Raw genomic sequence first — 19,866 nt, 5'->3', positions numbered from 1 at the left:
ACCCGTTTAGGTCCAGAACACCGTATTCCGTCAGTCCGGGGGGCCGTGACTATCGATTCGCCCCGGTCGTGGACGGCGTACTCTGGCGCTGCCAGGAGATAGCGGTCAACCGCTCGTGACCGGCAGCACTCTCGCTTTGCGGTCGTCCCGTCTAACGGGACGGACGGCCCCACTGCCGACGGATCCGTCTCGCGAAGGGTGAGGAGCGTTCGACGCAGTCCAGCCCGGAACCCCAGCTGTGACAGCGACCCGTGGCGTTGGACGCCACCGCAGGACCCGACCGGGCGCCGGTTTCCCGGCCGTATCCGTCGATCGAGACTCGTCGTCGACCCTTCGCCGTCCGGGCGGATCGGAAACCTCGGGCGAGTATGGTCGCTCCTCCGCCGAGCGAGCGTCGACAGGTCGAGCGGGTGTCGACCTTCGCAACTGGGACACTGGACTCCCGAGCCGACCGCGAGCGATACGAAACCCACTCCACGAATTCGGTTCCGTGTTACTGGGAAGTGATAGGATCGGAAGGTCCCGTCCGACTGGTCCTCGGCCCGGTGGCGCCGCCCCGCCTTCGACAGCAGCGCGAACGGTCCGCAAGCCGTTCCGAAGATAATTTTTAGTTGTGTATGTGCCTTCATCCCCTCTTTTGTGTGCTAAATGCACAACTAAATCGTCAGCCTGATCCGCTATAACGGACCTAATCTCACAAATAAGGGCCTTTATCCGGGAGTATGTACTCATAGCTTGGAATCCTGTAGTGATTCGGTGTCTGGGTCGAGTGCGAGGATGATCGCCGCTAATTCGTTTTTTGTCAGCCTCTTTTTATTATCGCAATTCCGAGTGTCCGTGTAGTTCGCGAGGGCGAGTAACGTCCTGACCATGCCTTCGCGAGTGTGGATTAGCTTCATGTGCGAGATCCGCCGCTCTCGGTCCCAACGCTCGAAGTTTGGCGGGTACCGCGAGCGAGGGGCGTTCTCGCATGCGCTACCCCCAGGGGTTGCGCGAACGTGAGCCGTCGAACGGGCTTTCTCTGAAGGGGGTTACGCCGGTCGCGGCGCACCACCTCGACGACCATCATCCGGTTGCAGTTCGGGCACGGTCGCGAAGCTTAGAGCGGAGTCGTAGCCGACCCGCCGCGCAAGTGACCAATAGTTCGACCATGGGATCCCCGTTCGGTCGTCGATCGTCGGTCTAGGTGCGGTCGATCTGGGCCGGAACGGTGCCCACTCACCATTTGGACGAATCCTGTCTCGGCCGGGCCGACCGGAACCCGCCGCCGTAGCGATTCACGGCGTGAGGAGAACCCCGGCACCGAGAGTCGCTCGGACCACTCGCCGGATGAACTCATCCAGACGGCGCGACTGCTGTCGGCGAAATTGACGAGAACGTATCGTGCTGGGCGAGGGCCAGGCCGAAATGGCTCCCGAACCAGAGGTCGTCAGACGCTGTACATCACATATCGATATAGGCAAAGGCAAGCGAGATGCGGTCGGACGGTGTCGTCTTTCCCGGCTAGACCGTCACGCCGGTCCTGCTTTCGTAGATTGGCCTCGTCGATAGAGTGGTTCGAGAGTAGGACGCCCTGACACCGCCGTTTCGGAGGGATATTGACGGTCCAGTCGAAGAACCGTGGATAATTGATCCGTGAGTGTGGGAGTAGATTGATTGTGGACGGGTGCAAGTAAGCAGGTAATGAGCGAGAGTGACGTAGATACCTCGCGGACGGCAGTCAGGACGTACGTCCCGGCCTACCAGCGCGAGGAGTGGGACGAACACGCCGACGAACTCGGGATGAGCCGCAGCGAGTTCGTCCGAACCATGGTTCAGGCGGGCCGTCGCGGCTTCGACGGTGACGAGGCGGGTAACGCTGGTCCCGCTGGAACCGAGACGCCGTCGGAGACAGATTCCGAAGGGGCGTCTTCGAGCGCCGACTCCGGGGGTTCGGACCTCGAAGACAGGGTCGTCGAGGCGTTGCGGTCGGGCGACTACCTGTCGTGGGACGAGCTACTCGAAGCGGTAACCGACGATATCGAAGCGGGACTGGAGGACGCACTCCAGACGCTTCAGTCGGACGGCCGAGTCGCCTACAGCGGCCGCAACGGCGGGTACACCATCGATGAGTAGGGCCGAACGCGGGGCGACCGATACCGACGACCCCGTGGCGTACTTCCTCGACGATATCACGTTCCAGGGCAAGAGTCAGCGGACGAGAGACGCCTACGAGCGCGTCCTCAGAGAGTTCGAAGCGTACCTGACCGAACGGGGGCTGGGTCTCGACGAAGCGAACCACCGGGACTGCATGGCGTGGATCCACCAGCTCCGCGGGTCGGTCGGCGAGAGCACCGTCGCGACGTACGCTTCCTATCTCCACCGCTTCTACGGCTACATGACCGAAGTCGGGACGTTCGAGGAGAACCCGATGGCGCTCGTCCTGGAGGAGATCGACGAGTCGATCAACGTCGACCCGGAGCGACGCGACATCACCGTCCCCGCGATGCGGTCGTTCGTGGCCGACGTGACCCATCCACTGGACAGAGCGATCATCGTGACGCTGCTGAAGACGGGCGTTCGAGCCGGTGAACTGTGCAACCTCGACCGACGGGACCTGGCACTGTCGGAGAGCCCGTTCGAGTGGTCGCATCGGCCACAGCTCGACGGCAAGCCCGACTCCATCTACGTCGACGACGCACCGAGCGCGGGCCAGGAGTACAACGGACAGCCGCGGACCGCCTCGAACAAGCGCAAGCGGGCGACGACGATTCCCGTCGACGAGGAACTCGCCACCGTCCTCGTGGAGTGGCTGGCCGTGCGACCGGACCCGCGGTCCGGCGCCGACCCGCTGTTCGTCAGCACGACCGACGAGTGGGGCAAGCGGCTCACCCCGGACATGGTCCACCACATCGTCGAGACGCACGCCCGCGACCAGGGCTGGTACCGGGACGGTGGCGGCGCCGAAGAGAACGTCACACCCCACTACTTCCGTCACTTCTTCACGACACATCTCCGCGACCGCACCGGCGACCGCGGTATCGTCAAGTACCTCCGCGGCGACGTCGCTCAGGACATCATCGACACCTACACCCACGACTGGGGCGACCGCGTCCGCGAAGTGTACTCCGACCACATCTATCGGCTCCTCTGAGCCGTCATCGCCCCCGCGATCTTTCTATCTCGTACTGATCTCGTCACGTGTCCTTCACCGTCACCGTCCGATGCCGAACGAATAAATAGTATGTCGCTATACGAAAATGGCCGATCGACGGGGCGCGTTCCGCCGCTCGTCGGCGCCTCGAACGGGGGTCGTAGACCGGTGTCTGGTCCGTTTCGAACTGCGGGCCCGTGGCTTTCCTGGCCCCGGTGAGGCCGACACCCGATCGCTCGGTCCGATCGGAATTACACGCGTAGTACTGTCATGCCTGCTAGTCCGGACCGTCCATCCCAGATGATTCGAACTGCCGTTCCGTTTAGACGAACGCTGGTTACTCCTACGAAGACGTTCGTAACGATGTGTATTGTCTCGGCCTGAGCGACGATACCCGGTCTGTCCGCGCTCTGCCGGGCGCGTTAGGTCACCGAAGTGTCGAGTTTCCGTTCACCTGAACAGAACGGGTTCGAAACCGGATCGGCGGTGGTCGGGTGATCGGGCGGCTACGAGGGGATCGGCGTTTCGATGACGGCGACGGAAAGAGAGAGAGTCCGGCGATCCCGGACAGAAGTCCGCACTCAGCTACGAAGCGAACGCCGGGGAGCGGGTCTACGTGTTCATGTAGACCGTCTTGATCTCGGTGAAGAAGTCGAGACCGGCGTCGCCCTGCTCGCGGTAGGTGTTGGTCGAGGAGTCCTTCACGCCGCCGAAGGGCACGTGGAGTTCGAGACCGGTCGTCTTCTCGTTGACCTTCGCGACACCGGCTTCGGTGCGCTCGATGAACTCGTGTGCCTCGTTCAGGTCGTCGGTGACGACCGAGGAGGACAGACCGAAGTCGCTGTCGTTGCTGGCCTCGATGGCCGCCTCGAAGTCGTCGACCTCGGTGACGGCGAGGACCGGACCGAAGACCTCCTCCTGGAAGATGCGCATGTCGCGCTCGACGTCGCTGAAGACGGCGGGAGTCACGTAGTACCCGTCGTCGTACTCGTCACCCTCGAGACGCTCGCCGCCGGTCTCGTGGGTCGCGCCCTCGTTTGCGGCCACGTCGACGTATTCGAGCGTGGATTCGAGTTCGCTCTGGGTCACGTGGGGGCCCATGCCGGGGTCCTCGACACCGGGACCGATGTCGATGGACTCGGCGTACTCGACGATGCCCTCGACGAACTCGTCGTAGACGTCCGTGTGGACGATGGCGCGGGAACAGGCGGTACAGGCCTGGCCGGTCACGCCGAACGCGCCGGCGCCGACGATGTCGACCGCTTCCTCGACGTCCGCGCTGTCCGTGATGATGGCGGGGTTCTTGCCGCCCATCTCGGCCTGCGCACGGGCCATGTTGTCGGTGGCCGCGTCGTAGACGTGGTGGCCGACCTCGGAGCTCCCGGTGAAGGAGACGGCGTCGATGCCGTCGTTGGAGGTCAGCTCGGCGCCGACGTCGCTGCCGGAGCCGGGGACGAAGTTGATAACGCCGTCGGGCAGGCCCGCGTCTTCGAGCGCGCGGACGATACCGCCGGCCGGGCCGGGCGCCGCGGAGGCGGGCTTGATGACGATGGAGTTGCCCGTCGCCAGGGCCGGCGCGATCTTCCAGGCCGGGATGGCGATGGGGTAGTTCCACGGCGTGATGAGACCGGCGACCCCCAGCGGCTCGCGCTTCGTGTAGACGGAGGTGCGACCGCCGCTCGGGCCCTTGCGCTTGCCGGCGTTGTCGGCCGCCTTCGAGGCGTAGTAGTAGAAGATATCGATGGCGCGCTGGACCTCACCGCCGGACTCCGAGAGCGTCTTGCCCTCTTCGCGGCTCAGCAGTTCGGTCAGCTCTTCCTTCCGCTCTTCGAGGATCTGACCGGTCTCGCGGAGGATGGCGCCGCGGTCGGGCGCGGGCATCGCTTCCCACTCGCCCTGGGCCTCGCTGGCCGCGGCGATGGCCTTCTCGGCGTCCTCGGTGGACCCCTTCGCGTACTCGTTGACCGTCTCGGTCGTGTCGGCGGGATTCTCGACCGCGAAGGTGGACCCGTCCTCGGCCGGGACCCACTCGCCGTCGATGTATAGGTCGGTCGTGTCTGTCATGCACGCTAACGGTCGGCTGGCGCCCACTTACGAGTTTCCATACAGGACACGGCCTGCCACTATCTCGATCGGCTCGGTCGCCCGAACGACCGGCGTGACCGGTCCCGGGCGGATGTGGGAAACTTTAAGCGAGTTACGTCTGGACCTATACTCGTCATGGTCGACTTCGACAAGATCAGCGATCCGAACGCTGAATACACGATGCGGGACCTCTCCGCCGAGACGATGGGCGTCGAGAACGAGCGCGGCGGCACACGCGACGCCGAGATCACCGACGTACAGACCACCATGGTCGACGGCAACTACCCGTGGATCCTCGTGCGCGTCTACACCGACGCCGGCCCGGTCGGCAACGGTGAGTGTTACTGGGGCGGCGGCGACACCGCCATCATCGAGCGGATGAAGCCGTTCCTCATCGGCGAGAACCCCCTCGACATCGACCGCCTCTACGAGCACATGATCCAGAAGATGTCGGGCGAGGGCTCTATCTCCGGGAAGGTCATCTCCGCCATCTCCGGCGTCGAGATCGCGCTGCACGACGTGGCGGGCAAGCTCACCGACCTGCCGGCCTACCAGCTGCTCGGCGGCAAGTACCGCGACGAGGCTCGCATCTACTGCGACCTCCACACCGAGGACGAGGCCGACCCGCAGGCCTGCGCCGAGGAGGCCGACCGCGTCGTCTCCGACCTGGGCTACGACGCCATCAAGTTCGACCTCGACGTGCCCTCCGGTCACGAGAAGGACCGCGCCAACCGCCACCTCCGCCCGGGCGAGATCGAGCACAAGGCCGAGATCGTCGAGGCGACCACGGAAGCCGTCGGCGACCGCGCCGACGTGGCCTTCGACTGCCACTGGTCGTACGCCACCGGCAGCGCCAAGCGCCTCGCCAAGCGCCTCGAAGAGTACGACGTCTGGTGGCTCGAGGACGTCGTTCCGCCCGAGAACCACGACGCCCAGCGCGAGGTCACGCAGTCGACCGCCACGCCGACCGCGACCGGCGAGAACGTCTACCGCACCCACGGCAACCGCGACCTCATCGAGAACGAGGCTATCGACATCATCGCCCCCGACATCCCGCGCGTCGGCGGCATGCGCGAGGGTCGCAAGATCGCAGCCATGGCCGACATGTACTACATCCCCGTCGCCATGCACAACGTCTCCTCGCCCATCGGGACGATGGCCTCTGCGCAGCTCGCGGCCGCCATCCCGAACTCCCTCGCCGTCGAGTACCACTCCTACGAGCTCGGCTGGTGGGAGGACCTGGTCGAAGAGGACAACCTCATCGAGGAGGGCCGCATGGAGATCCCCGAAGAGCCCGGCCTCGGCCTGACCTTCGACTTCGACACCGTCGAGGCGAACATGGTCGAAGGCGAGACCCTGTTCGACGAAGCGTAAGCTTCGGCGAGCACGCTGAGCCAAGCTCAGCGGAGTTCGACGAGGCATAAGCCTCGTCGAGCCGAGAATCTTCGATTCGACTCGTTCGACGAAGCGTACGCTTCGCCGAAATCGCAGCGTCCGATTTACCGGCCGATCCGAACGCCGGCCGAGTCGTGCTTTACGTCTCGACGCGCTCGCGCCTTCGAGCGACTGCACACGAGCGCGTTTCACTCGGTCGAACGCCGCCGCCGCGAAACGGCCGCATTTCCCGTTCGCGAACGAAGCGAACGGAACGATACAGAACGGAGTTCGTCCGAACAGAACAAGTAAGTACGACGCCGCGAATCGTCGAGTATGGACGAGCCGAAACATCCGGTCACGACGGTCGACAGGACCTTACAGATCGTCGAGATCATCCAGGAGCTCGACGGCGCGGGCGTCTCGGAGGTCGCCGACCGGGTCGACGTGGGCAAGAGCGCGGTTCACAACCACCTCAACACGCTCGCCAACCGCGAGTACGTCGTCAAGGAGGGCGAGGAGTACCACATCGGGCTCGCGTTCCTGGGGCTGGGCGCCTACGCTCGCAAGCGCAACGAGATCTTCGACGCCGCTCACGCCGAGGTCGACAAGCTCGCCGACGAGACGGGCGAACTCGTCAACCTCCTCGTCGAGAAGAGCGGCCAGGGCATCTACCTCTACCAGGCCCAGGGCGACAACGCCGTCGAACTCGACACCTACGAGGGCAAGCGCGTCAACCTCCACTGCACCGGCCTCGGCAAGGCCATCCTGGGGTTTCGCCCCGAGGACGAAGTCGAGGTGATCCTCGACGAACACGGCATGCCCGCCGAGACCGAACACACCATCACCGACCCCGACGCCTTCTTCGAGGAACTCGCCGAGGTCCGCGAGCAGGGCTACGCCGTCGACGAGGAGGAACGACTCAACGGCCTGCGCTGCGTCGCCGCGCCCATCACCGACGACGACGACCGCGCTATCGCCGCCATCAGCGTCTCCTGCCCCGTCCACCGCGTCGACGATGACCGCTTCTACGAGGACCTCCGACAGGCCGTCCTCGGCGCCGCAAACGTCGTCGAACTCGAACACAACTACTCCTAGAACCCATCTTTTTCCGCGCGGGGTTTCCTCGCGCGCCGACGGCGCGCTGTGGGAACCCCGCACGCAAAAACATGGGTGAAAAAGGCCGATCTCGCGCTCCGCGCGAGTTCGGGGAACCGGCGCCTGCGGCGCCGGATGCTGAGACCGCAACCAAGAGAATACTTCGCCACAGCGAACGACAGAGAATAGAAAGAGAACGTCCGCGCGCCGCAGGCGCGCGGTTCACCGGTCACAAGGGAGCGAAGCGACCGCAGTGACCGGCCTTTTTCACCCATGTTTTTCGCGGGTGGGTTCCCCGCAGGCGCGCGGAGCGCGCCGAGGAAACCCGCCCGCGAAAAAGATGGTCTTACATCATGCCGCCCATGCCGCCGCCCATCCCGCCCATGCCGCCGGGCGGGCCGCCCGCACCGCCTTCCTCTTCGTCCTCGCCACCGACCGAGAGGTCCCCGGCGGAGACAACGTCGTCGATGCGGAGGATCATCGTTGAGGCGTCGACCGCGGAGTTGACGGCCGTGGTCTTCACGCGCAGCGGCTCGACGACGCCGTCCTCGAACATCTCGACGAGTTCGCCCGTGTCGGCGTCGATGCCGACGTTCACGTCGCCCGCGTCGTGGCGCGCGGTCATGTCGACCAGCGCGTCGATGGCGTCGTGACCGGCGTTCTCGGCGAGGGTGCGCGGTCCGTCCTCGAAGGCCTCGGCGAAGGCCTCGACGGCCAGCTGCTCGCGGCCCTCGACGGAGTCGGCCTCCTCGCGGAGCGCGAGCGACGCCTCGATCTCCGGGGCGCCGCCGCCCGGCAGGACGTTGCCGTCCTCGATGGCGGCGGAGACGACGCCGATACTGTCGACGACGGCCCGCTCGACCTCGTCGAGGACGTGCTCGGTGCCGCCGCGCAGGAGGATCGTGCCGACGCCCTCCTCGGGGAGGTCACCGAAGACGACCGTCGACTCGTGGTCGGCCTGCCGGCGGACGGTCACGTCGCGGATGACCCGCTCGTGGACGCTGCCGGCGTGGCCGAGATGCTCGGAGGTGAGCAGCTTCAGGTCGCCGACGCGCTCGGCGCCCGTCGCGGCCGCGACGCGCTGGCGCTTGTCGTCGTCGACGCGGCGGAAGGCCGTGATGCCGTTCTCGACGAGCAGCTCGGCGGCGTACTCGTCGATGCCGCCGTCGGCGAGGACCACGTCGGCGCCCGCCTCGACGATCTTGTCGACCTTGTCGGCCAGCTCGGACTGCTCGCGCTCGACGAAGCCCTGCAGGTCGGTCATGTCGCCGACCGACGCTTCCGCGCCGACCTCGCTCTCGGAGACCTCGATGTCGCCCTCGTAGACGAGGACGTTCGCGTCCTCGAGGTTGCGGCTCATGTTCTGGTGGACCGGTTCGATGTCGAAGAGGATGCCGTCGACGAACTCGGAGTCGTCGATCGAGGCGCCGTAGAACTGGCGCACGTCGACGGCGTCCTGGTCGACGGTGCCGTCCTCGCGGACGGCCGCTCGCACGGCGCTGACGACCATCGACGAGAGCAGGTCCTTGGCGGTCTCGGCGCCCTTTCCGGTCATCGCGGTGCCGGCGACCTGTTCGAGTACCTCGGTGTCGTCGGGGTCGACCTCGGTCGCGATGTCCTCGAACACCTCGGTGACCGTCTCGGCCGCGTGGCGGTAGCCCGCGACGATCGAGGTCGGGTGGATGTCCTGTTCGAGCAGTTCCTCCGCGTTCGCGAGCAGGGCGCCGGCGAGGATGACGGCGGAGGTAGTACCGTCGCCGACCTCCTCCTCCTGGGTCGTCGCGACGTCGACGATCATGTCCGCAGCGGGATGGTCGACGTCCATCTCCTCCAGGAGTGTCACGCCGTCGTTCGTGATGACGACGTTGCCGCCCTGGTCGACGAGCATCTTGTCCATCCCTCGGGGGCCGAGGGTCGTTCGGATCGTCTCCGCGACTGCACGCCCTGCCTCGAGGTTCATCGACCGGGCGTCCTCGCCCGACGTGCGCTGGCTTTCGTCGGAGAGGACCACCATCGGTCCGTCGGCCATCTGTCGTGCCATGTGTACGCACAACCGCGTCTGGCGGAAATAAGATTTGCTTTCCGTGCGAGCGCGGCGACGGTCGACGGCGAACCGCCGAAAAAAGCGAACGTCCGACTCAGTCGCTGAACGTCGAGGAGTTCTGGGCGTCGTACTCGTCCTGGTCGGCGTCGGCCAGTTCCGCGCTGTTCCAGTACTCGTGGGTCTCCAGGGCGCGGAAGCAGGCGGCGTCGCTCTCGCCGGCAGTGTCGAACCGCTCGGGTTCTTCCTGCGTACAGACCTCGCGGGCCTCCGGGCAGCGGGTGTGGAACTTGCAGCCCGAGGGCGGGTCCTCGGGGTCCGGCACGTCCACCTCGCGGACCGGCGGGTCCTCCTGGATCCGCTGTTTCGCCAGGTCCGGGTCGACCGTCGGCGTCGACCACTTCAACACCTTGGTGTAGGGATGGGTCGGGTTCTGGAGGATCTCCTCGGGCGGTCCGATCTCGACGATTTCGCCGAGGTACATGATCGCGATCCGCCCGCCGGCGCGCTTGGCGAGGTACCGGGCGTTCGCCAGGTCGTGGCTGATGAAGACGTAGGAGGTGTCGAACGTCTCCTGCAGGTCGAGGATGAGGTCCATCATCCCGACGCGCAGGCTCACGTCCAGCGCCGAGATGGCCTCGTCGGCCAGGATCACGTCCGGGTTCATCAACAGGGCGCGCCCGAGCGCGACGCGCTGTTTCTCCCCGCCCGACAGCTGGTGGGGATAGCGCTCGGCGTAGTCCTCGGGCGGCATCATGTCCACGAACTCCAGGAAGCGGTAGATGGTGTCCTCGCGCTCCTTGGGACCCAGCTCGGTCCGGTACTTCTTGAGCGGGTCCGAGAGGATCGCCTTGACGCGCCGCGAGGAGTTCAGGGCGTTGGCGGGGTCCTGGTGGATGATCTGCATCGAACGCCGGATCTCGGTGAACTCGATGTCGGCGTCGCGGGGGTTATTCTTGGCGTCCCAGATATCCTGCCCGCGGTAGGAGATCGACCCGCTGGTCGGCTGTTCGAGGCCGATCGCGGTCTTGCCGAGCGTGGTCTTGCCACAGCCCGACTCGCCGACCAGCACGACGATGTCGTTGTCGTAGAGGTCGAAGCTGACGCCGTCGACCGCGCGGACCTTCTTGTCGGTCAGCGCCCGCTTGACGATCCCACCGGGCGTGTAGTGGACGTTCACGTCGTCGAGCGACAGGATCGGTTCGTCGTCCGGTACGTCGGTAGTCGTCTCGTCGACGGCCGCGTCGTCGGCCGTCAGGTCGTCGGCCGTGGGTTCGTCTGTACTCATCGGTTAGTCCTCCGTGGTCCCGTGGTCGAGGCTGTACTTCAGCTCGTTGCGGGCCTGGTCCGAGTAGAAACACGCCGCCTCGTGGTCCTCGTCGACGGTCACGAGGTCGGGGTCCTCGATCTCACAGCGGTCGTCGGCGACCGGACACCGCGGGTGGAACGAACACCCTGTCGGGATGTTCACCGGGTCCGGGCGCGCGCCCTCGATGGGCTCCATCTCGTCGATGTCCGAGTCGATGCTCGGCACCGAACGCAACAGCGATCGGGTGTAGGGGTGGGCCGCGTCCTTCAGAAGGGAGCGCGTGTCGCCCACTTCGATGAACTCGAAGGAGTACATCACGCCGATGCGGTCCGACAGCCCGGCGACCAGCGGCAGGTCGTGGGTGATGAAGACGATCGTCAGTTCGAACTCGTCGCGCAGCTCCCGCAGCATCGAGATGATCGACCGCTGCATGAGCAGGTCGAGCGCCGCGGTCGGCTCGTCCATCACGAGCACCTCCGGTTCGAGCACCAGCGCGAGCGCGATGAGCGCGCGCTGTTTCATCCCGCCCGAGAGCTCGTGCGGGTAGGAGTTCATCACCCGGTCGGGGTCGAGGTGCAGCGCCTCGAACAGGTCCCGGACGTGGTCCATCCGCTCGTCGAGGACGGCGTTGTGGGCCTGGATGGTCTCGTGGAAGTGGCCCTTGATCTTCATCGTGGGGTTGAACGAGTTCATCGCCCCCTGGAACACCATCGACACCTCCTCCCAGCGGAAGTTGCTGAGTTCGCCCTCGGTCATCCCGAGCACGTCGACGGAGTCGTCCCCGACGGTGTCGTACGAGCCGATCTGGTCGGCGCTCGGAGCGTCGTCGGTCTCGTCTTCTCTCGGGTAGTAGGTCACGTCGCCCGAGAGGTGGCCCGGGTCCTCGACGGCGTCCATCAGCGCGGCGGCGAACATCGACTTGCCCGAGCCGCTCTCGCCGACGACGGCGAGGATCTCCTCCCGCCGGACGTCCAGGCTCACGTCGTTGAGCACCCACGCCTGCCCGCGGGACATCCCGAACTGCACTCGGGCGTCCTCCACGCTCATGACGATGTCGTCGTCCGGGTCCTCGCCCTCCGTCGCCTCTTCCTCGGTCGATTGATTCGGTTGTCCGATTGCCATGTCAGCGTCCCTCCGGTCGTCGAGTCGGTTCGCGAGCGGTCATCACAGGTCACCCGCTCCGTCCTGTTCGTCCTCTGGGATCGTCTCGGAGTGGCGCGCCAGCAGCCGCGGGTTGAACACTCGGTCGAGCCCCTGCGAGAAGAGGATCAGCGAGAAGCTCACGCCCGAGATGGCCAGCAGCGGGAACAGCATCCAGTGGCCCGCGCGGCCCGGCGCCGAGATCGCGTTCCCCTGCTCGTAGGCCAGCTGCATCATCACGCCCCAGTTGAACGAGTTGAACGGGAGCACGCCGATGAAGTACAGCGCGACTGACTGGAAGATGACCGCGACCGCGGCGCTCGCCGCCGAGACGAGCACGAACGGCGCGACCTTCGGGACGAGCTCTTGGCCGACGATAGTCGGCGTCGAGAGCCCGATCGACCGGGCCGCCTCGACGAAGTCCTCCTCGCGCAACGACAGTACCTGCGAGCGCAGCATCCGGGCCAGTCCCGGCCACTGGTCGATCGCGATGATGGTCCCGACGATGAAGGGGTCCTGGGGCGAGAAGATCGCCGCGAGGACGATGATCAGCGGGAGCCCCGGCAGCGTGATGAACACGTCGGCGATCGTCATCAGGATCGTGTCGACGACGCCGCCCTTGTAGCCCGCGATCATCCCGACGAGCACCGCGATACCGATCGAGAAGACGATCCCGGCCAGCGCCATCTTCATCATCGCCGGCGTCGAGTGGACGAGCGTCTTGAACACGCCCCGGCCGAGGTTGTCAGTCCCCAGGGGCATCGACCAGTCGACGAACGGCTGGAGGTAGTACGGCCCCTCGTTGATCTGTGGCGGCGGAACCAGCCAGACGCCCAGCGTCCCCATCAGGAGGTAAAACAGCACGCCCACGCCCCCGATGCGCGTCCGCCAGTCCGACCACGCGACCCGGAACGGGGTCGCGATATAGAAGTCGAAGGCGCGACGGGCCCGCTCGGCCGGCGGCGTCCGTCGCCGCTCGGTGTCGTCGTCGGTGCCGAAGATGCTTTCCTGCGTGACGCCCCCGTCGCTCCGTGGTTCGTTATTGGACATCGTTAGAAGCTCTCCCTGGACGCACCGGTTCCGGCCCGCGGGTCGATGAGGCCGTAGGTGAAGTCGGCGATCATGATCGCCGTCACCGTGATGGTCGAGAAGAAGACGAACGCGGCCATCACGAGCGGGTAGTCCTGACTGACCGCCGCCTCCAGCATGAACCAGCCGACGCCGTGGTACTGGAAGATGACTTCGGTGATGACGCTCGAACTGAACATCCCCGCGATGCCGAGCATGAATCCGGTGTAGATCGGGAGGATGGAGTTACGGGTCAGGTACCGCGTCAGGATGCGATTCGTGCCGAGACCGCGCAGACGCGCCGAGCGCAGGTAGTCCTCCCCGATGACTCGCACGGACAGCGCCCGCATCCCGATCGCCCCGCCGGCGAAGCCGACGATGAACTGCGAGAGGATGGGGAGCGCCGCGTGTCTGGCGATCCCGACCATGTACTCGATGTTGAAGCCGGGCGTCGCCGCCGGCGGCGCGCGGCCGCCGGTCGGGAACAGCCCCCACTGGAACGCGAGCACCGACAGCATCAGGATCGCGGCCACGTAGTAGGGGATCGACCGCATGACGAGCACGAACACCGTCAGCCCGGAGTCGATCTTGGTTCCCTCGTGCCAGGCCATGAACACGCCCACCGCGATGGTCGCCGTGAAGCCCAGCAGCAGTCCGTAGACGCTCAGGAAGATCGACCACGGCATCCCCCGAAAGAGGATGTCGAAGACGGGGTCCTGGAACAGGATCGACTCACCGAAGTCCTGGTAGAGGATGATGTCCCGGAGCCACTCGTAGAAGGCGATCGGGATCGGCGTGTCGGGGTTGATCCCCGTCAGCTGTTCGGCCATCTGGGCCACTTCCTGTGTGTCGACGGGCTGACCCCGCTGTTGCATCGTCTGGACCCGGTCGGCGATGATCGCCTCGACCGGCCCACCCGGAACGAGTCTGTACAGTGCGAACGTGATGAACATCCCCACGACGAACGTCACGATCGCTTGCGCGAATCGGCGTATGTAATAGTTCATACTGTGTGTTGGAGTGTCACAACTTCTTAATACTTCTGTCAGAGCGCAGTGAATACGCTGTAGACGATGTAGAGGACGTACCCGACGGTCGGGACGGCTGCGACCTTGTACGCCTCGCTCGTGGTCAGATCCCGCACGTCCTTGATCGCGTAGGCGCCGATGTAGCCGGTCCACAGCGCGAAGACGATCCCGACGGCCGTCGCCGCGAGGACGACCGTCTCACCGCTGGCCTGGGACCAGACGAACGACGACACCTCGTCGGCGAGACTCGTCGAGATCGTGATGTCCTCCTCGGTGACGTCGAGCGTCGTCGACGCGTAGGCCATCGCCGCGGTGTGGATGACGTTCCCGATCAGGAGCGGGAACAGCGCCCACGCGGTCCGCTTCATCGTCACGTAAGTCGTGCCGATCGTCGTGTAGAGCCAGGCGACGTAGTACATCCCGACCCCGAACCAGACCCACAGCAGGAACGCGCCCAGCAGCGGCTCGATGACTCGCTGCTGGAGCTGGAAGCGGACCTGGTCGTTGATGACGACCGATTCGAAGGCCTCGAACTCGAAGGTCAGCGTGTCGAGCATGAGGTAGTTGCCCACGAGACCGACCAGGCCGACGACCAGCACGAGCGCGAACTCCGATTTGACGCGGCGACTCCCGATGTACTCGTCGTAGAACCGCTCCGGGTCGGTCAGCAGCGTACGGTACAGACCCAGCGTTCTGCTGATGTACGAGCCCGGATTCCGAACTGCGTTTGAAACACCCATGATGTATCCTCCAGTCGGTCGTTACGCGGGGGCCTCGATGGTCGGGACGGGGATCTCTTCGAGCACTTCGTCGACGATCTCCGACTTGTCCACGTCGTTGACCTGCGACTCGGCCGTCAGCCCGAGACGGTGGGCGATGACCGGCTGGGAGACCGTCTTGACGTCGTCGGGCGTGACGTAGTTGCGGCCCTCGATGACCGCCTGTGCGCGGGCGGTCTCGTAGAGGCGCTGGGTCCCGCGCGGGCTCATCCCGGTCTCGACGCGGTGGTCGTCGCGGGTGGCCCGCGAGACCGCGGCGATGTACTCCAGCATGTCCTCGGTGACGGTGACGGTGTCCGGGACCGCCTGCAGGTTCATCACGGAGTCGTGGTCGAGCACCTGGCCGACCGACGGCGTCGTCGACGTGCGGTCGTTGCGGCGGCGGAGCAGTTCGACCTCGCCGTCCACGTCGGGGTAGCCGATCGAGGACTTGACGTTGAAACGGTCGATCTGCGCTTCGGGCAGCGGGAAGGTACCTTCCTGCTCGACGGGGTTCTGCGTCGCGATGACGAAGAAGGGCTCGGGCAGCTGGCGGGTGTCACCCTCGGTGGTGACCTGCCCCTCGCCCATCGCCTCCAGCAGCGCGGCCTGGGTCTTCGGCGGCGCGCGGTTGATCTCGTCTGCGAGGACGATGTTGGCGAAGATCGGCCCCTTGTTGAACTCGAACTCGCCCTCCTGCTCGTTGTAGATGTAGGTCCCTGTCACGTCGTTGGGCAGCAGGTCCGGCGTGAACTGGATACGGGAGAACGACAGGCCCAGCGCCGTCGCGAAACTGTTCGCGGTCAGCGTCTTGCCCGTCCCGGGCACGTCCTCGAGCAGGACGTGGCCCTTCGAGAGCAGTCCCACGAGCACGGTCTCGAGGAACTCCTCCTCGATAATGACCGACGACTGGATCTCGTCGACCACTGCGTCCAACTGGTCACTGGCCTCCTGAATGGATAGGTCGCTCTGTGCCATGGTAAGATAGCCCGTGCTATGCCTCTTAACCCTGACGGTGTGGGACGGTTTTCCGTGATGAAATGCTGACTGACACGGCAGTCAGCCGGGCGGTATTGGCGGAAGCGGCCGAACGGGAGCGGCGGCAAAAATCGACGAAAATTCGAACGGGAGACCGAGGGGGGCCGACCGGCCTACTGCCGGATCGACCAGATGAAAAAGAGCGCCGACAGCAGCAACAGGGTGAGCGCCGGCACCGTCAGCGACCCCCACGGCACGATGAAGAGGCCGTAGGAGAGGCCGGCCGCCATGACGCCGACGAAGACGGTGGCGGCGACGTGGACGGCCTCGCCGCGTTGCGTGTCCGTCTGGTCGGTCATCTGGCGCCCGACGCTGAAGGCGTTCGAACCGAGGTCGAACGAGATTATCGTCGCCAGCGCCGCGAACAGCAGGAACTCCGGCACGTCGCCGAAGAAGCCGGCAGCGATGATGCCGACGAAGACGATCGCCGTACCGGCGATGGTCAGCCGCTCGGACTCGAAGACGAACAGCCCGGCGGCGACGCCGGCGAGTCCGAACAGCCCGACCGGCGCCGACAGGGGCGCGACCAGTGCCGTCGTCACGACCGCCAACAGTGCCGCGGCGACCGCGATGATACTACTGAACTGTGCGGGCGAGTGGGTGACCTCGACCGCGCTGAACTCCTCGTCCTGAATGTCGAAACTCATTATGCCCACCTCGTCTGTGCTTTCTCGACCTCGAGCGAGAGCTGCTCGTCGGGGTCCCAGTCCATGACGCGGATCCCCCGCTCGCGGAGGTACCGGACCCGCGCGGTCCGTTCGATGCGCGTGAGCCGCTGGCCGACCGTCTCGTCGACGGTCACGTCGGGACTGATGACGGTGACCAGGTGGCCCTCGGAGTCGAGCCGGCGGGCGACTTCGGCCGCGTAGTCGTCCGCCAGCGGCGAGAACAGGAACACCTGCGACGTGCTCGGCAGCCGCCGACGCACGTGGGTCATCGGGTCGATGTACTGGCTCTCGTGGTCCTGTCGTTCCGGCGGTCGCGGCGACAGCGCCGGGTGCTGGGCGAACAGCACGCGGGCGTTCTCGAGGTGTTCGCTCCCCGCGCCGGGGGCGTACCAGCACGGCACCGTGTCGAAGGCGGCGAGCCCGACCAGGTTCCCCTGGTCGTACAGCGCGCCGAACATGTCGCTGGCCGCGTGGACCGAGTGGTCGACCGCGTGGGGTTCGTCGACGCCCGCCGAGATGTACGCGCTCTGGCGGGTGTCGAACAGGATGGTGACCGTCGCGGCCTTCTCCTGGCGGAAGTCGATCGTCGCCAGCTCGCCCGTGCTGGCGACCTGCTTCCAGTTGATGCGGTTCATCGGGTCGCCCGGGCGGTACTCGCGGACGGAGTGGAACTCCAGCCCGGCGCCGCCCTGTTTGGTGTTGACGTCACCGGCGTACTGCGTGGTCTGGGCGCGCACCGGGATGTCGTTGGTGACCCGCAGCGGCGGGACGACTCGCATCCTCGCCTCGGGCGTGACGAGCGACGTGCGCTCGACGCCACCGCTGAAGTCACGGGCGACCACGAGCAGCGGCCAGTCGTACTCCCCGCGCTCGACGCGGACCGTGTACTCGAGCTGGGCCTGCGCGCCCGACTGCAGGGCCGTGTGCAGGCGCGGGACGCCCTCGGTGACGACGAACGCGTCCGGCACCACGTCGACCATCCGCAGGTCGGGCAGCATCGACCCGCTCTCGTTGCGCACCGTCAGCGTCACGTCGACGAGGTCGCCCGGTTCGGGGTCGTCGACGTCGTACTCGCGCTCGACGACCAGCCCCTCGGTCCGGGGCACCGCCGAGACCCGCGCGTAGATGGTGTAGGCGATGCCGACCGTCCCCGCGAGCATCAGGCCGGGGGTGAACGTGACCACGCCGGCGCCGACCGCGACCAGCGCGAACGCGGTCACGCCGAGCCAGCGGTTGGTGTGCTGTAGACTCACGTCCTCGAACGGCTCGCTCGTGTCGAACGTCGGGACCGAGGAGTTGGACTCGTTCCAGTTGGACTCGACCGCCTCGTCGTCGTCGCCGTCGTCGGCCGAGCGCCCGAGCAGGCGGTCGAAAAAGGAGCGGTCGGTCTCCTCCTCGACGTCGACGGAGCTGTTCACGTCCACGTCGCCGACCTCGATGAGCTCCTCGACGGTCACGCGGAAGCGGTTCTCGAAGGCGGCCACGTCGTCGGTGCCCGAGAGCAGCGACTCCGAGAGGCCCGCCTCCTGAGCGGCGGTCCGCTCGCTCTGGAAGAACTCGGCGGCCGTCTCGTTGTTCGTCCACTCGCCCGCTTCGAGGATGCGCCGGGCTTGCTCGACCGAGCAGTCCTCGCGGTTGCGGACGACCGCGACCGCGAGGTTCTCGAGGCGCTCTTCGAGGTGTTCGCGGTTCTCGTTAACCCCCTGGCGGAGGTGGGTCATCTCGTAGAGCATCCGGTCGACGTCCTCGCCGGGCATCGGGTTGCCGGCGGGCCGCTCGGGGTTCGGCGTGATCGTCTCCTCGACCTCGCCGCGGAGCCGTCGACGGACGACGCCCAGTCCGGTCACCACGGCGATGATCCCGACCAGGAACACGCCCTGTGTCGCGGAGGGGAGCGCGCTCGAGAGGTCCGGAACGACGATCATCGCCGCCGCGGCGGCGAACAGGATCGCCCCGATGGCGATCAGCAGACGGTTGAGGACCGTCTCAATATCCATCGTCGCCCTCCTGACCGACCGACGAGCGGGTCGACCCGCCGTACTCTTCCTCGATGTTGCGGAACACGTCGATAGCGAGGTCCTCGCGGCTCTCGGCGTCGCGCTTGCCGTAGCGGACCTCCTCGAACAGCCGCGTCAGTTCCTGTACGTCGTCCGCGCCCAGCCCCACGTCGACGGCCGCCTCGGCGAACTCGCCGGGCGTCGCGCTGTCGGGGTTAGGCACGTCGAGCATGCTCGTCATCTCCCACCACGCGCGGTAGACTTCGTTGTCGACGTCGGCGTTGTGTTCTTCGAGCCGGTCGGCGGCGCGGCCGGCGGCCTGGGCCAGGTCCATCACGTCGGCGCCCTCGCCCTCGTCGGCCGCTTCCTCTTCCATGGTGGTGATCCCCTGGTCGCCCGACGCGCGGAACAGGACCGCGGCCGTCGCGACGAGCACGACGCCGAAGACCCCGAGGATAGCCGCGGGCGGCACGTCCATCGACGCGACCGGCGACGAAGAGGCGTTGGCCGCGTTGGTGACGGAACTGTTACCCAGCCCGGGACCGCCGACGGTCGCGCAGTCGGTCCCGAGGAAGTACGCCAGCAGCACCGGCGGCGCGAGCGCGTACAGCCCGAGGAACGCTGCCCCGAAGGAGTACCGGCGCTTGATCAGGAAGACGAGCATCGCGGCGGCGCCGAAGTACGCCAGCCCGCCGTACCACGTCGTCAACGGTTCGACGCACGTGGTGAACTGGACCTGTTCCCCGCCACTGCTACTCCCGCTGCGGTTGAGCCCGTCACCCCCGCCCGGGCCGTCCCCGCTTCCGCCACCGCCCCGGTTCTGTTGTTGTTCGTTCGGGTCCTCCGCCGGCCCCTGCCCGCCACCGGTCGCCCCTGTGTCGACGGTCGCCGTGATGGTCGCGGCGCCCACGGCGATGGCCGCCATCGCCACGAGCCCGATCACGACGAACCGCAGGGCTTCCTGTGACACATAATCATCCATACTACGATTTGTACGATCGACCCTATATGTCTTTTCCGCTTGCCGGGGAGATCGTTCGCCGATCCGCTCGGTAGCGGTGACCTGCCCCCGCGCGGTCGGCGCGCGAGAGAACCGTTCGCACTCGGGCTCGTCGTCGGAGTCACACGG

At 66.2% G+C, this 19,866-nt stretch carries 15 protein-coding genes; 4 read left to right on the top strand and 11 right to left on the bottom strand.

The window, feature by feature from the left end:
- Positions 1–1,683: 1,683 nt before the first annotated feature.
- Together C475_RS13070 and C475_RS13065 are read left to right on the top strand one after the other, a co-directional pair.
- Entirely contained in the window at positions 1,684–2,115 is a 432-nt protein-coding gene (locus C475_RS13070) for a DUF5805 domain-containing protein (RefSeq protein WP_006884317.1), read from the top strand.
- Positions 2,108–3,133, top strand: a complete 1,026-nt coding sequence (locus C475_RS13065; protein WP_006884316.1) for a tyrosine-type recombinase/integrase — start codon at positions 2,108–2,110, stop codon at positions 3,131–3,133. The genes C475_RS13070 and C475_RS13065 overlap by 8 nt, the downstream gene beginning before the upstream one ends.
- Before the next feature lie 612 nt (positions 3,134–3,745).
- Here the strand turns inward: C475_RS13065 and xacF are convergent.
- Complete coding sequence (xacF, locus tag C475_RS13060) at positions 3,746–5,197, bottom strand: 2,5-dioxovalerate dehydrogenase (protein ID WP_006884315.1); 1,452 nt, start codon at positions 5,195–5,197, stop codon at positions 3,746–3,748.
- A 156-nt stretch (positions 5,198–5,353) separates the two neighbouring features.
- On the opposite strand from xacF, the gene C475_RS13055 reads away from it, so the two are divergent.
- Both C475_RS13055 and C475_RS13050 read left to right on the top strand, forming a co-directional pair.
- On the top strand, positions 5,354–6,592 hold the full coding sequence (locus C475_RS13055) for a mandelate racemase/muconate lactonizing enzyme family protein (protein ID WP_006884314.1): 1,239 nt from the start codon (positions 5,354–5,356) through the stop codon (positions 6,590–6,592).
- 336 nt (positions 6,593–6,928) lie between these two features.
- Positions 6,929–7,690, top strand: a complete 762-nt coding sequence (locus tag C475_RS13050; RefSeq protein WP_006884313.1) for an IclR family transcriptional regulator — start codon at positions 6,929–6,931, stop codon at positions 7,688–7,690.
- A 346-nt stretch (positions 7,691–8,036) separates the two neighbouring features.
- Here the strand turns inward: C475_RS13050 and thsA are convergent, their stop codons facing one another.
- The 10 genes from thsA to C475_RS13000 all read right to left on the bottom strand — a co-directional run bounded on the left by thsA (position 8,037) and on the right by C475_RS13000 (position 19,719).
- Positions 8,037–9,719: a thermosome subunit alpha gene (gene thsA / locus C475_RS13045; protein ID WP_006884312.1), complete on the bottom strand. Its 1,683-nt coding sequence runs from the start codon at positions 9,717–9,719 to the stop codon at positions 8,037–8,039.
- A 109-nt stretch (positions 9,720–9,828) separates the two neighbouring features.
- Positions 9,829–11,019: an oligopeptide/dipeptide ABC transporter ATP-binding protein gene (locus C475_RS13040; RefSeq protein WP_006884311.1), complete on the bottom strand. Its 1,191-nt coding sequence runs from the start codon at positions 11,017–11,019 to the stop codon at positions 9,829–9,831.
- Positions 11,020–11,022: 3 nt separating this feature from the next.
- Positions 11,023–12,162, bottom strand: a complete 1,140-nt coding sequence (locus C475_RS13035; protein ID WP_006884310.1) for an ABC transporter ATP-binding protein — start codon at positions 12,160–12,162, stop codon at positions 11,023–11,025.
- Positions 12,163–12,204: 42 nt separating this feature from the next.
- The gene (locus tag C475_RS13030; protein ID WP_006884309.1) at positions 12,205–13,230 is read right to left on the bottom strand and encodes an ABC transporter permease; all 1,026 of its coding nucleotides are present in this window, start codon (positions 13,228–13,230) and stop codon (positions 12,205–12,207) included.
- 2 nt (positions 13,231–13,232) lie between these two features.
- Positions 13,233–14,255: an ABC transporter permease gene (locus tag C475_RS13025; protein ID WP_006884308.1), complete on the bottom strand. Its 1,023-nt coding sequence runs from the start codon at positions 14,253–14,255 to the stop codon at positions 13,233–13,235.
- Positions 14,256–14,293: 38 nt separating this feature from the next.
- Positions 14,294–15,016, bottom strand: coding sequence for a YIP1 family protein (locus tag C475_RS13020; RefSeq protein WP_006884307.1), 723 nt, complete (start codon positions 15,014–15,016; stop codon positions 14,294–14,296).
- Between the two features lie 21 nt (positions 15,017–15,037).
- Complete coding sequence (locus C475_RS13015; RefSeq protein ID WP_049930563.1) at positions 15,038–16,012, bottom strand: AAA family ATPase; 975 nt, start codon at positions 16,010–16,012, stop codon at positions 15,038–15,040.
- A gap of 173 nt (positions 16,013–16,185) precedes the next feature.
- On the bottom strand, positions 16,186–16,719 hold the full coding sequence (locus tag C475_RS13010; protein ID WP_006884305.1) for a DUF7519 family protein: 534 nt from the start codon (positions 16,717–16,719) through the stop codon (positions 16,186–16,188).
- A complete protein-coding gene (locus C475_RS13005; RefSeq protein WP_006884304.1) occupies positions 16,719–18,737 on the bottom strand; it encodes a DUF58 domain-containing protein in 2,019 nt (672 codons plus the stop codon). Before C475_RS13005 ends, C475_RS13010 begins: the two co-directional genes overlap by 1 nt.
- Entirely contained in the window at positions 18,727–19,719 is a 993-nt protein-coding gene (locus tag C475_RS13000; protein WP_152436411.1) for a DUF4129 domain-containing protein, read from the bottom strand. Before C475_RS13000 ends, C475_RS13005 begins: the two co-directional genes overlap by 11 nt.
- Positions 19,720–19,866 lie beyond the last annotated feature (147 nt).

The organism is Halosimplex carlsbadense 2-9-1 (assembly GCF_000337455.1).
Classification (GTDB): Archaea; Halobacteriota; Halobacteria; order Halobacteriales; family Haloarculaceae; genus Halosimplex; species Halosimplex carlsbadense.
Note: the sequence above shows the minus strand (reverse complement) of the source record. Positions and strands in the feature narration are given on the sequence as shown.

Coding starts and splice junctions, on each gene's coding strand:
- C475_RS13050 (WP_006884313.1), top strand. CDS start 6,929: ATGGACGAGCCGAAACATCCGGTCACGACGGTCGACAGGACCTTACAG.
- C475_RS13065 (WP_006884316.1), top strand. CDS start 2,108: ATGAGTAGGGCCGAACGCGGGGCGACCGATACCGACGACCCCGTGGCG.
- C475_RS13030 (WP_006884309.1), bottom strand. CDS start 13,230: ATGTCCAATAACGAACCACGGAGCGACGGGGGCGTCACGCAGGAAAGC.
- C475_RS13015 (WP_049930563.1), bottom strand. CDS start 16,012: ATGGCACAGAGCGACCTATCCATTCAGGAGGCCAGTGACCAGTTGGAC.
- C475_RS13025 (WP_006884308.1), bottom strand. CDS start 14,255: ATGAACTATTACATACGCCGATTCGCGCAAGCGATCGTGACGTTCGTC.
- C475_RS13055 (WP_006884314.1), top strand. CDS start 5,354: ATGGTCGACTTCGACAAGATCAGCGATCCGAACGCTGAATACACGATG.
- C475_RS13035 (WP_006884310.1), bottom strand. CDS start 12,162: ATGGCAATCGGACAACCGAATCAATCGACCGAGGAAGAGGCGACGGAG.
- thsA (WP_006884312.1), bottom strand. CDS start 9,719: ATGGCCGACGGACCGATGGTGGTCCTCTCCGACGAAAGCCAGCGCACG.
- C475_RS13000 (WP_152436411.1), bottom strand. CDS start 19,719: ATGGATGATTATGTGTCACAGGAAGCCCTGCGGTTCGTCGTGATCGGG.
- C475_RS13010 (WP_006884305.1), bottom strand. CDS start 16,719: ATGAGTTTCGACATTCAGGACGAGGAGTTCAGCGCGGTCGAGGTCACC.
- C475_RS13020 (WP_006884307.1), bottom strand. CDS start 15,016: ATGGGTGTTTCAAACGCAGTTCGGAATCCGGGCTCGTACATCAGCAGA.
- C475_RS13005 (WP_006884304.1), bottom strand. CDS start 18,737: ATGGATATTGAGACGGTCCTCAACCGTCTGCTGATCGCCATCGGGGCG.
- C475_RS13070 (WP_006884317.1), top strand. CDS start 1,684: ATGAGCGAGAGTGACGTAGATACCTCGCGGACGGCAGTCAGGACGTAC.
- C475_RS13040 (WP_006884311.1), bottom strand. CDS start 11,019: ATGAGTACAGACGAACCCACGGCCGACGACCTGACGGCCGACGACGCG.
- xacF (WP_006884315.1), bottom strand. CDS start 5,197: ATGACAGACACGACCGACCTATACATCGACGGCGAGTGGGTCCCGGCC.